Genomic DNA, 13,794 nt, shown 5'->3' with positions numbered 1-13,794 from the left:
TACGATTTTTGTAACAAACCCTTTTTAACAAATTGAACATGACTAATACGCTTTCAAAAACTCCCTTACAACATCTCCTGAGTATCCCTGTGATTGTCGCCTCTTTAGGTTATTTTGTTGATATTTATGATCTTCTTTTATTTGGAATTGTTCGGGTTTCAAGTTTGCGAGATTTGGGTTTGAATGATGAGGAAATCTCTTCTGTCGGAAAAGATATTCTAAATTGGCAAATGGGTGGTTTATTAATAGGAGGGATTTTATGGGGCGTTTTAGGAGATAAAAAAGGAAGATTATCTGTACTTTTTGGTTCTATTGTTACTTATTCTATTGCCAATATTGCTTGTGGTTTTATCCAAGACCCTACTACTTATGCTATTTTACGATTCGTCGCTGGTGTAGGTTTGGCGGGTGAATTAGGTGCAGGAATTACTTTAGTTTCGGAAGTATTGCCAAAAGAATTAAGAGCATTAGGCTCTTCTTTAGTTGCTGGTGTTGGCTTGTTCGGCGCAGTAGCGGCATATTTTACCGTAACACAATTTGGTGGCTGGCGAAATGCTTATTTTATTGGTGGGGGTTTAGGTATTATCCTACTTTTGATGAGAATAAGCGTTTTTGAATCTGGTATGTTTGAAAATGCTAAGAAACAGAAACATGTAAGTAAAGGTAATTTCTTCGCTCTTTTTACAAATGCGGATAGACTACAACGATATTTAAAATGTATTGCTATTGGTATGCCTACATGGTTTGTAATTGGTATTTTAGCCACTTTCGCCAATGAATTTGGAAAGAAAATGGGTATTCCAGAAAATATTGAACCTGGTAAAGCTATTATGTTTTGCTATGTAGGCCTTGCCATAGGCGACTTATCTAGTGGTGTGATAAGTCAGTTATTAGAATCCAGAAAAAAAGCGGTTACCATTCTGTTAGTCCTTTCATTGATTTGTAGTATCATCTTCCTTTATGCAGGTATTTCTACAGCATCTGGTTTATATATATTATGTGTTTGTATGGGTTTTTCAGTAGGATATTGGGCGATGTTCGTTACTATCGGTGCCGAACAATTTGGGACAAACCTTAGAGCAACTGCCGCTACTACTGTTCCGAATATGGTACGTGGAACGGTAATTGGTATGACTGTACTTTACGCAAATTTGAAAGTAGAAATAGGCGTATTTCATGCCGCAGCTATTGTTGGCGTAATTTGCTTTACCTTGGCATTCTATTCTATTTTAACCATTCCTGAAACACATGGTAAGGATTTGGATTATTTAGAAGAAGAATAAAAGTAGATTTTGCACAAAACGCCCAAATGGACAATTAGACCATTTGGGCGTTTTTATTTTTTCCCTAACCATAAAAGTCCATCAAGTATTAACTGACTTTGTATTTTATTCTGAAAAGTATTCGATAAATCTGCGTTTGTTTTGTGTTCATAATCAATATCGTTATGGCCCATATTGACGTAAATCATTTTGTACTTTTTATTCGTCCAAACCACAGGATAGTCGCCACTTTGCCAAATTTCATGTGCTTTTGGGCCAGTTCCTAATGGGAAACTATTGGGATGAATAGCAATTAATACTTCAATGGAAGGATTTTTTCGTAAATCGTTCGTCCAACGATACCATTCGTTTGGAGCAGATTTGAAAGTTTTTGGTAAATGTTTCGTAGCGGGATGCTTTGTATTTTCAACTTTTAATATTGCCGAAGTCGGTCGCCAAGTATTGCTTTTATATTCGCCTGAACCCAAGAAATTTTCGTGATACCAATCCCAATTTTGGGGATAAGTAGAATTGTTGAGAGCAAAACCCGCAAAATGAAATCCCATCCAAGCGCCGCCATTTTCCATGTATTGTTGGAAAGCGATTCTTTGCTCAGGCGTTTCGGGACGAGTATCCAAAAATAGTACAACTTGATATTTAGACAGAAAATCAGTATTCAGATTTTGCCAATTATTGGTAGAATCGTAGCTGAAATGATGTTTTTTCGCCATTTCAGCAAACCATTTATTGGCTTCGTGTACATAACTAATATGAGCTTGGTCGTTCTTGGCAGTATAAAAACCAATGACTTTAAAATTAGCAGGCGTTTTTTGTGCAATACTTTCTGAAAAAGTGAAAATATTGAATAACAAAAAGAGTAAAAACGAAAGTCTATGCTGAAACATTTGAATGCTGTTTATGACGATTGATTGTCTAAATTTAAGCGCATTCATTATTCTTTTCTATCCTCTTTTAATTGGTGTAAAACAAAAAAGTCAATCAAGGCTTCCCTTAATTGACTTTCTATTTCGAAAACAAAATGATTATACCGCTACTTGTAATTGTAGGGCTTCCGCTGTTTGCATTCTTATATTTTCGCTTAATTCGGCATTTTTGCTCAAAGATTCGCCAAATGAAGGAATCATTTGCTTTAGTTTTTCTTGCCATTCACCAGATTTCAATTGTTCTGGATAACAACGTTCCAATAAAGTAAGCATAATTGAAACAGCCGTTGATGCACCTGGAGAAGCGCCTAACAAAGCTGCAATTGAGCCGTCGGCTGCACTTACTACTTCTGTTCCGAATTCAAGAATTCCACCATGTTTTGGGTCTTTCTTAATTACTTGTACACGCTGACCAGCTGTTTCTAATTCCCAATCTTCCATTTTAGCATTTGGCAAATAGTCTCTAAGAGCCACCAAACGATCTTCTGGCGATTGACGAACTTGATCAATTAAATATTTTGTCAAAGGAATATTGTCTAAACCAGCCGAAATCATCGGATAAATATTATTTGGTTTGATAGACAAAGGTAAATCTAACAATGAACCATTTTTCAAGAAACGAGTCGAGAAACCTGCGTAAGGACCAAAAAGTAATGCTTTTTTACCATCAATCATACGAGTATCCAAGTGAGGAACCGACATTGGCGGAGAACCAACAGCAGCTTTTCCATATACTTTAGCGTTGTGACGCTCGATAATTTCTGGATTCACACATTTCAACCATTGTCCACTTACAGGGAAACCACCAAAACCTTTTCCTTCTGGAATCGCTGCTTTTTCTAATAATGGTAATGAACCACCACCAGCACCGATGAAAACGAATTTAGCTCTAACAACTCTTTTCTCGCCAGTTGTCAAATCTTTTACCTTTATTTTCCAGAAACCGTCTTTTTTCTTCAGTTTTCTTACTTCATGATTGAAATGAATCGAAACATTTTGATCATGTTGTAAGTCTTCAAACATAATTCTGGTTAATGAACCAAAGTTTACATCTGTTCCTAAATCCATTCTGGTTGCAGCCACTTTTTCCTCTGGATTTCTACCTTCCATTACCAAAGGCATCCATTCCGAAAGTTGTTGTGGGTCTTCAGAATAAATCATTCCGTTGAATAAATGGGATTCTTGCAAACGGGTAAATCTTTTATGTAAATACTCTACATTTTTTTCGCCCCAAACAAAACTCATGTGCGGAGTACTTTTGATAAAAGCCTCTGGCGACACATCATTTCTTTTCTGTACAAGATAAGACCAAAACTGTTTTGATACTTCAAAAGACTCTGCAATAGCAATTGCCTTTGAAATCTCGACAGAACCATCAGGTAATTGAGGCGTATAGTTTAATTCGCAAAAAGCCGAGTGGCCAGTTCCCGCATTATTCCAAGCATCCGAACTTTCGGCTGCCGCAATGTCTAAGCGTTCAAATACTTCTATACTTAAATCTGGTTGCAGTTCTTTGAGTAATGCTCCTAACGTGGCACTCATAATTCCTGCTCCAATCAATACGACATCAAGAACTTCGTCTGAATTATTATTTTTACTAGTCATAAATCAATTAATTTTTGGACAATTCTAAAAGAAGAAAAAATGGATTTTGTCAGTTTGAAAATTGGAGATTCATAATAGGATTTATCCAATATTTAGTTCACCAAACAAAGTTATTACCTCAAATATCCTAAACAAACAGCTAGGGGTAATCTTATAAGTTATGTCCAATTACTCATTAGAATTAATCTATAAATTGCGGAAAAACTTTACAATGCCTTTACAGATTTTATAAAAATTTTACTTAGAAGAAAAATGAGAGGAATACAGATTGTACTTGTTTAGCTCTTTGTGAATCAGCAATTAAGCAGAGACTGAATTTTATCAAATACAGATTACCATCAGCAATAATGGTAGAAATAACAGGAATTTGTATAACAGCCCCTTTTAAAAAATGTAGGAACTTTGTTTTCAGGTTTTGTCAATATCAATTTTGTTGAAATCAGAGGAAGATTTATAAGGTATTATAAGCCTTTTAAATGATTGGGATTGATAATCCAATGTGTAGTAATAAATGATTTCGTAATGATTTTGAAGAGTAGGCATTGTTTTAAAACGTATTTTTCAGAAAGAGAAGATTCTATTGAGAAAGTGCCATAATCCTATTTTGAAAAAAATAGACAACAAAATTGACTATTTTTTTCAATTCATGAACGAATATCATTTTTTATAGGTTATAAAGTCATGTTATTATCCAAATAATGCAGTAAGTCCGTTTATATTTATTCAAAACAAATTATTTTACCTATCAAATTCATGCGTCAGACTAGAAAAATACTATCAATGATGTTGCTGACAACGTTATTGGTTTTAAAAATTCCCTCGAATCTATACTCCCAAACGGTTGTTCAAGAAAATTCGTCGGAAAAGCTTGTGGCAACGCCCAAATTAGATGATGCCACGCTTGAGAATGTAGTACAATATGCCATTAAAAATCATCCACAAATTCAGCAATCACTCATCGACCAACGCATTGTTGAAAACACTATCAAGGGAAAATTAGCTGATTGGTATCCTCAAATCAATTTCAATTACAATCTGCAGCATAACTTTTTGGTTCAGACAAGTATCATCGGTGGAAACCCTGTAAAATTGGGCGTTGATAATACTTCGGCAGCACAGTTTTCACTTTCGCAAAACCTTTTTAATCGTGATGCACTTTTAGCGAATAGAAGTCAAAACGATGTGCGTTTACAAGCCAGCCAAACAACGGCGAATGCTAAAATCAATTTAGCGGCTAATGTTTCCAAAGCTTTTTATGCAGTATTGGCAACGAAACAACAAATAAAAGTAACTGAAGGCGATATTATTCGTTTACAAAGAAGTTTGAAAGATGCTAAAAATCAATACAATGCAGGAACTACGGATAAAATAGATTACAAAAGAGTAAGCATTACTTTGAACAATACTTTGGCTTTGAAGAAAAGCAATGAAGAATTGTTGAAAGCAAGATTACAAAACTTGAAGTCGTTGATGGCATATCCTGAAAACGAAGAATTGGTGATTGTGTATGATACTTTACAATTAGATAGAGACATCGTGATTGATACTTTACAACAATCAGATTTTACTTCACGCATCGAATACAAACAATTAGCTACTTTAAAAAACCTTCGTGAAGCCGAATTGAAGTATAATAAATGGAGTTATTTACCTTCGGTTTCTTTCAACGGAGCGTACAATCTTAACTTTTTGAATAACTCGTTTACAGATTTATATTCAAGAAATTATCCGAACTCATTCGCCAACATAACACTTTCTTTACCGATTTTTCAAGGAGGAAAACGAAAAGCAAATATCAACTCTGCCGAATGGCAACTCAAGCGTGTAGATTTAGACGTTAAAAATCTGAAATTGAGCGTCAACACAGAATACCAGCAAGCGTTAGCTACTTATAAGAGTAATTTGGCAGTGTTTCTTTCACAAAAAGAAAACATGGAGTTGGCAAAAGAAGTCTATGATTTAATTCAATTGCAATATCGTTCGGGCATTAAAACGTATTTAGAAGTAATTACTTCTGAAACGGACCTTCGCACGGCAAGAATCAATTATTATAATTCACTTTACTTGGTGTTATCTAGTAAAGTAGATGTACAAAAATCATTAGGACAATTAGCTTATTAATTAATAGATGAGTTGTGAGTTAGTGAATTGCGAATGGAATTTTCTTTAGAAATGATTCACTCATTCACAAAATAATCTTCTGGTAAAACAGCAACGAATAACAGACAAATAAATGAACAGAATCAATATGTTTTTCGATAAATCAACACAATTTTCAATCATTGCGGCTTTATTTTTATTAAGCTCATGCGGTGATAAAAAGGCAGGACAAATGCCAGCATTGCCTCCAGTTCCTGTAACGATTGAAGCCGTACAAGTAACAGATGCTTCGTATCATGATGAATATCCTGCTACGGTAACGGCTTTGGATGTGGTAGAATTAAGACCACAAGTAAGCGGTTTTATTACGGGTGTACATTTTAGCGATGGTTCAAGAGTACGCAAAGGACAATTGTTGTATTCAATTGATACACAGTTATATGAAGCAAATTATGACCAAGCGGTAGCGAACTTAAATGTGCAAGAAGCCAATTTAGCAAAAGCACAAAAAGATGCGAATCGTTTTCAAGAATTAGCGAAAAATGATGCCGTAGCCAAACAATTGGTTGATAATGCAGATGCGGCTTTGGAAGTAGCTAAAAAACAAGTTGAAGCTTCAAAAGCAAATATCAAAGGAGTACAAACTAATGTGCGTTATACCAAAGTATATGCGCCTTTTGATGGAACAATTGGTATTTCTTTAGTGAAAAAAGGAGCTGCTGTAACGGCAGGACAAACGATTTTGAATACGGTTTCTACGGATAATCAATTAGCCGTTGATTTTAACGTTGACCAAAAAGATATTTACTACTTCAGCAACTTAATCCAAAAAGGGAAAGCCAACAATGATTCTACTTTTACACTTGCATTTGGGGGAGATATTTATCCACATACAGGAAAAATCCTTTTGATGGATAGAGCCGTTGACCCACAAACTGGAACGATAAAAACTAGACTGGCTTTCCCTAATCCTAAGAATTTACTTCGTTCGGGTATGACTGGAACCGTTAGAGTATTGAGTACTTCTAGCAAAGCCGTTGTGATTCCTTACAAAGCAATTTCTGAGCAATTGGGTGAATTTTTTGTGTATGTACCGGGCGATAGCAGTAAAGTAACGCAAAAAAGAGTACACTTGGGAACAGCTTTGGGTACTAACATTATTGTGAAAGAAGGATTGAAAGAAGGCGATAAAATAGTCGTTGAAGGAATTCAAAATTTACGTGAAGGTGCTGTTTATACAACGGAAGTTCCTTCGGCTACACCAGCGAAAAAATAAGCTTATTGAGAGTTTATGAGTAAATGAGTTTTAAAGTTTATGAGTACAAAGTTTATGAGTTCAAAATTATAAACATGTCTTATAAACACATAAGCTTTAAACTCATAGACTTATCAACTCAAAGACTCAAAAAAATTAAAAAATATAGAAATGATAGCAGATGTTTTTATAAAAAGGCCAATCACCGCAATTGTTACCTCATTGGTGCTTGTCATCGTAGGAATCATTGCCTTGACTACATTGCCTATCTCACAATATCCAGATATTACGCCTCCAACTGTTACGGTGGCGGGTAATTTTACAGGAGCAGATGCCCAGACGGTGGAGCAAACCACCACCACACCGATTGAAACGCAAATCAACGGTACGCCGGGCATGACTTATATGTCGAGTAACAGTACCAGTAGCGGACAAAGTAGTATTAACGTTACTTTCGATATTGGAACAGACGTAAACATTGCCGCATTGGATGTTCAGAACCGTGTAAGTGTGGCGCAACCAACTTTACCAGATGCTGTAAAACGACTTGGTTTAACGGTTCGTAAGCGTAATCCAAGTATCATGATGGCATTGGCATTGTACTCTCCAAAAGGTACACATGATGCAAAATTCATCGGAAACTTTGCCAACATCTATGTAAAAGATGCCCTTCAAAGAGTAAAAGGAGTAGGGGATATTGTATCGAGAGCAGATGATTTTGGGATGAGAATCTGGTTGAATCCAGAAAAATTGGCAGCCATGCGCATGACGCCAAGCGATATTACAGCGGCTTTGGCAGAACAAAATCTTCAGATTGCAGCAGGTACAGTAGGGGGGAATCCTCAACCTTCAACGCAAGCATTTGAATATAGCGTATTGACAAACAGTCGTTTAAATACGAAAGACCAATTTGAAAATATTATCGTTCGTACTGTGCCAGCCACAGGAAGTATTGTGTATTTGAAAGATGTGGCAAGAGTTGAACTAGGAAGATTTGATTATGGCGTAAATGCTTTTGTTTCGGGTAAACCTGCGGCTTTTGTAATTATTTACTTAGCTCCTGGAGGAAATACGCTAAAAACCTATGAAGGCGTTGTAGCGGCTTTGACGGAAATGAAAAAGACTTTCCCGAAAGATATTGACTACGTAGTGCCTTTAGAGTCAGCTTCGGTTGTAAAAGTTTCTATTGAAGAAGTAATTCATACCTTGGTTGAAGCCCTGATTTTGGTAATTCTGGTGGTATTCTTATTCCTTCAAAACTGGAGAGCTACTTTGATTCCAATTTTAGCCATTCCTGTGTCATTAATCGGAACGTTTATTTTCTTTATTCCTTTTGGTTTTACGATTAATACACTTACGCTTTTTGCTTTTGTATTAGCCATTGGGATTGTGGTGGATGATGCCATTGTAGTGGTTGAAGCCGTACAGCATAATATGGATGAATACGGAATGACGCCCAAACAAGCAACCAAGAAAGCCATGAAAGATATTTCTGGGCCGGTAATCGCTATTGCATTAATTCTTGCTGCGGTGTTTGTTCCAGTAAGTTTTGTGCCGGGAATCGTTGGTAGATTATATCAACAATTTGCCATTACCATTGCAGTTTCTGTAATTCTTTCTGCCTTTGTAGCACTTTCTTTAACGCCAGCATTATGTACAATTATGCTGAAACCATCGAAAGATAAAAATGCACGAAAAAATGCCTTAGAAAAATTCTTCGCTTGGTTCAATACTAAGTTTGATAGCCTTTCTCTTTCTTATACAAGAGGGGTTGCGAAGTGGATTAAAGCTACGCCAATGGTTTTGGTGATGATGGTTTGTTTATTTGTTGGCTTAGGATATTTGTTCAAAACAAAACCAACAGGTTTTATTCCAACAGAAGATGAAGGACGTTTATATGTAACTTACGAAATGCCAGAAGCTACTTCTACAAGCCGAAACGTAGCGTTGTTTCAAACCATTATGAAGCGTTTGGAAGTATTGCCAGAAGTAAGAGTAGTAGGTGGTATCGCTGGTTTGAACATCGTAAGTTTCTCTAACAAAACAAACGTTGGTACTTTCTTTGTAAACTTAAAACCATGGTCGGATAGAGAAGGGAAAGAACATCAAGTACAAGCGGTAATTGAAAAAATCAAAAAGAGTACGGCTGATATTAAAGAAGCCAGAGTCCTTGCAATTGCACCGCCAGCAATTCCTGGGCTAGGACAAACCGCTGGTTTTACGTTTGAACTTTTACAAACAACCAGTCCCGATAATGTTCAGCAATTTGAAAAAGTAGCCCGTAAATTCTTGGCGGCTGTCAATCAGCGTCCAGAAATTGGCATGGCATTTACTTTCTTTAGTTCACGCACCCCAAGTTATCAGATTGATGTAGATCGTGATCAAGCCAAAAAACAAGGGGTACAAGTATCGGATGTTTTTGGTACACTTTCTACTTTATTGGGTAGTTCGTACATCAACGATTTTACTTTATATGGTAGAAACTTTAGGGTAATGGTGCAGGCAGATAGTAGTTACCGTTCTTCTTTAGAGAAAATCGAAAAGTTTTATGTAAGAAATAACGTTGGAAACATGGTGCCATTGAAAGCTTTAGTAAAAGCAAAAGTGGTTGAGAATGCTGCTTTGATTTCGCATTATAACGTTTATCGTTCTATTGAAATCAATGGTTCGCCAAAACCTGGTTTTAGTAGTGGACAAGCCATTACGGCTTTGAAAGAAGTAGCCGCTACCACTTTGCCAACGGGTTATTCGTATGAATTTTCAGGGATGAGTAGCGAAGAATTAAAAGCAGGCGATAGTACAACATTGATTTTTGGAATTTCTATCGTGTTCGTATTCTTGTTTCTTGCTGCTTTGTATGAAAGCTGGTCGATTCCATTCTCAGTATTGTTTGCCGTTCCGATTGGGGCTTTTGGTTCAATCTTAACGCTTACTTTCTTACCAAATCTTTCTAATAATATTTATGCCCAAATCGGTTTGATTACCTTGATTGGTTTGGCGGCGAAAAACGCTATTTTGATTGTAGAATTTGCTAAAGAACGGGTTGATAAAGGAATGGAATTAATTCCTGCTACTTTAGAAGCCGTGCAATTACGTTTACGACCAATCATTATGACTTCCCTCGCTTTCATTCTGGGTGTTTTACCTTTAGCTTTTGCCAGTGGAGCAGCGGCTGAATCTCGTAAAACCATTGGTTGGACAGTATTCGGTGGAATGTTAGCCGCAACCTCTCTAGCGATTTTCGTCGTACCAGTACTTTTTGTATTGATTGAAAAAATTGCAGGAGGAAAGAAAAAGAAGGAAATTGAAACTGATTTAGCAATAGAGTAAAATAATAGTTGAATTGGAAAAAGCTTCATTGTGAAATCATTTCACGATGAAGCTTTTTTTGTTTTAGGGTATACAGAAATGCAATAGCATAAATTACATGTAGTGGTAACCACCTTTACGGTTACCGTTTCTTATCTTAATTAATTGTCAATCGGTAACTGCAAGAGTTACTGCTACATGCAAATACTTTAAAACTTTTGTACACCTACTTAATCTTTATAACGCTATTATACTTCTCTCCAACATTTTTTCATTACAAAGAGTATTAAATACAAAAGTCTGTCTATTTAGGAAATAAAGTATTTGTAAATGGTAAAGAGTCAGGATTAGTTTACCCCCTAATTTTGACGAAAAACCAGACAGTATTATGCTTTCTACTTTATAAATTTGTATTATTCAATACAATTGTTGAATAAACGCTTTATTTCTCTAAATTGAAGAGATGTCAAATCTTTGTATTTTATTATTTAATTAATATACACTCAATGTTTATTTCCTTCGCTAAATACAGTTTATATCTAGGAGCATTTCTAGGTTTAAGCTCTCTTACCCATGAATCTATGACCACACAAATAAAAGCCGAGAAGGCTCAAGTGTGGGCTGATACTCTAAACCGACCAGAGGAAAATCGCTTTACAAAAAGCGTACTTTCTAATGACCTCAACGAACCGATGGAATTGGCAGTTGCGCCAGACGGTCGTGTTTTCTTTGTAGAAAGAGCGGGCAAATTTTATGTGTATGACCCCGTACAGAAAAAAACAAGATTACTCTATGATTTCCCTGTAAAGGCGGTTGATAAATATTTGAATGGTTTATTAGGGATGACGATTGACCCTAATTTTGCCAAAAATCATTATCTCTACTTCTTTTATACCATTGAAGATAAAGGACAAACCAAACAGAGAATCGGGAGATTTAAAGTAAATGATGATAGCACGCTTGATATTGAAAGCGAAAAATCTATCATTGAATTTCCACTTGATTTAGAAGTAAGTGCCCACACAGGTGGTTCTATGGCTTGGGATGCTCATGGTAATTTGTTTATTTCAACAGGTGATAATACCGTGCCTTTTGAGTCAAATGGACATGCGCCTATCGACGAAAGAGAAAAAAGACCAATTTTTGATGCGCAACGTTCGGCAGGAAACCCGAATGATTTACGTGGAAAAATTCTTCGTATTCATGTAGAATCAGATGGTTCTTATACCATTCCAGAAGGCAATTTATTCCCGAAAGGAATGGCGGGTACTCGTCCTGAAATTTATGTAATGGGTTGTCGTAATCCATACCGTATTTCGGTTGACCCTGCTACTTCAATTTTATATTGGGGCGAAATTGGTCCTGATGCAGGAACAGATGGCGTGCAAGGTCCACGTGGTTATGACGAATTCAACCAAGCGAAAAAAGCGGGAAATTATGGTTGGCCATATTTTGTAGGTGACAATAAAGCTTACAATCAATATGATTTTGCGACCAAAAAAGTAGGCGTTCCTTTCGAAGCAAATGCTCCAGTAAATAATTCTCCTTATAATACAGGGATGAAAAACTTGCCTCCAGCACAAAAAGCAATGATTTGGTATCCATATAACAAATCGACAGAATTTCCTGAATTAGGAGTTGGCGGTAGATGTGCGATGGGCGGTCCAGTTTATCATTTTGATGCTTCTTTGGCAAACCCAAGTAAATTGCCTGCTTATTATGATAAAGCATTATTTGTGTACGACTGGATGCGTAACTGGATTTATGCAGTACGTTTAGACGAACAACAAAATTACCAGTCGATGGAGGCGTTTATGCCAACTACGGGTGATTTCCGTCGTCCAGTAGATATGGAAATTGGTCCAGATGGTAGCGTTTATTTATTAGAATATGGTTCAGTTTATGGTATTGATAACGAAGATGCACGTTTAGTAAAAATCGACTTCAATAGTGGTAACCGTGCGCCAGTAGCGAAAGCGATTGCGGCAGATACTATCGGGCTTGCTCCTTTTAAAGTAGCTTTCACAGGAGATAAAAGCCATGATTTTGATAAAGGAGATAAGTTAAGTTACCAATGGAAATTTGAAGGGAAAGTGATTTCTAACGAAGTAAATCCAACTTATACTTTCAGTAAAAATGGTATTTATAAAGTTTCACTTACTGTAAAAGATCAATTAGGAGCAAGTAACACAAGTACTATCAATATTAAAGTTGGTAATACTGTACCAGAAGTAGCCATTGCTACGACAGACAATAGCACTTTCTTCATTCCAACACAAACACCTTTTAAATATTCGGTTAGTGTGAAAGATAAGGAAGACCAATTGATTGATTCAAAACGTGTAAAAGTGGTATTGAATTATATTCCTAAAGTAAGTAAAGAACCTTTGATGGGACATCAGCAATTGACTTCTACTTTTAGTTTAGGAAAATCTTTAATTGCTGGTTCAGACTGTAAGGCTTGTCACCAAGTAAATGCAAAATCGGTTGGCCCATCATTTACAGAAGTTTCTAAAAGATACAAAGACGATAAAACTGCGATTGCTAAATTGGCTAATAAAATCATCATCGGTGGTGGTGGTGTTTGGGACGACCGTGAAATGAGTGCTCACCCACAACTTTCTCGTGAAGAAACAACCGAAATGGTGAAGTATATTCTTTCATTAGGGAATGAACCAATTGAAAACAGAATTCCTCAAAAAGGTTCGGTAACACTAAAAGAACACGTTGGAAAAGAACAAGAAGGACGCTACGTTTTAACAGCTTCATATACAGATAAAGGTTCTTTGGTTGCGCCACAAGGCAAAACAAAAGCGGTGTTAGCATTGAATAAAACAGATGTGTTGGTGTTACGTCCAACAAAAATTTATGGTAGCGAAGCAGATGAGTTGAGTAATGTTAGCAGACAAGAGAAGCGATTAGGAAGTATCCATAATGGGTCATATTTTGTGTTGAAAAATATTGACTTAAAAAATATTGAACAATTGACTTATCGTTATTCTTCAAGAGATAAAGGAGCAACGATTGAGGTACATGCAGATTCGCCAACTGGTGCTTTGATAAGTACTTTAAACTATGAGCCAACAGGTAACTGGAATACTTATACAGAAAAAAGTGCTGGACTTCAAGCAACGACAGGCAAGCATGATTTGTACTTTGTATTTGTAAAAACATCAACGCCAAATAGAGATTTATTCAGTTTAGAATGGATAGATTTCGTACCGACAGCTGCACAAAAACAAGCTACAAAAGCGACGGTTGGAAAGTAAGTATTACGGCATTTTGGTAGAAAACAAAACGCATCCATTCATCATTGAAT

At 36.3% G+C, this 13,794-nt stretch carries 7 protein-coding genes; 5 read left to right on the top strand and 2 right to left on the bottom strand.

Going from position 1 to position 13,794, the window contains the following annotated elements; translation table 11 throughout:
- The first annotated feature begins 38 nt into the window (after positions 1-38).
- A complete protein-coding gene (locus VB798_RS22380; protein WP_323689474.1) occupies positions 39-1,283 on the top strand; it encodes an MFS transporter in 1,245 nt (414 codons plus the stop codon).
- A 53-nt stretch (positions 1,284-1,336) separates the two neighbouring features.
- Here the strand turns inward: VB798_RS22380 and VB798_RS22375 are convergent, their stop codons facing one another.
- Together VB798_RS22375 and VB798_RS22370 are read right to left on the bottom strand one after the other, a co-directional pair.
- The gene (locus tag VB798_RS22375; protein ID WP_323689473.1) at positions 1,337-2,167 is read right to left on the bottom strand and encodes a ThuA domain-containing protein; all 831 of its coding nucleotides are present in this window, start codon (positions 2,165-2,167) and stop codon (positions 1,337-1,339) included.
- A gap of 138 nt (positions 2,168-2,305) precedes the next feature.
- Complete coding sequence (locus VB798_RS22370) at positions 2,306-3,811, bottom strand: malate:quinone oxidoreductase (protein WP_323689472.1); 1,506 nt, start codon at positions 3,809-3,811, stop codon at positions 2,306-2,308.
- 753 nt (positions 3,812-4,564) lie between these two features.
- On the opposite strand from VB798_RS22370, the gene VB798_RS22365 reads away from it, so the two are divergent.
- The 4 genes from VB798_RS22365 (at position 4,565) to VB798_RS22350 (ending at position 13,744) form a co-directional block, all read left to right on the top strand.
- On the top strand, positions 4,565-5,932 hold the full coding sequence (locus VB798_RS22365) for a TolC family protein (protein WP_323689471.1): 1,368 nt from the start codon (positions 4,565-4,567) through the stop codon (positions 5,930-5,932).
- Positions 5,933-6,044: 112 nt separating this feature from the next.
- Positions 6,045-7,187: an efflux RND transporter periplasmic adaptor subunit gene (locus VB798_RS22360; RefSeq protein WP_323689470.1), complete on the top strand. Its 1,143-nt coding sequence runs from the start codon at positions 6,045-6,047 to the stop codon at positions 7,185-7,187.
- A gap of 150 nt (positions 7,188-7,337) precedes the next feature.
- Positions 7,338-10,496 carry an efflux RND transporter permease subunit gene (locus VB798_RS22355; RefSeq protein WP_323689469.1) on the top strand — a complete coding sequence of 1,053 codons (3,159 nt, stop codon included), beginning with the start codon at positions 7,338-7,340 and terminating at the stop codon, positions 10,494-10,496.
- 560 nt (positions 10,497-11,056) lie between these two features.
- On the top strand, positions 11,057-13,744 hold the full coding sequence (locus VB798_RS22350) for a PQQ-dependent sugar dehydrogenase (RefSeq protein ID WP_323689468.1): 2,688 nt from the start codon (positions 11,057-11,059) through the stop codon (positions 13,742-13,744).
- The last annotated feature ends 50 nt before the right edge of the window (positions 13,745-13,794 follow it).

Origin of the sequence: Arcicella lustrica (assembly GCF_034930985.1) — a bacterium.
GTDB lineage: Bacteria > Bacteroidota > Bacteroidia > Cytophagales > Spirosomataceae > Arcicella > Arcicella lustrica.
The sequence above is the reverse complement of the archived record's forward strand: the minus strand, read 5'-3'. Positions and strand labels throughout refer to the sequence as shown.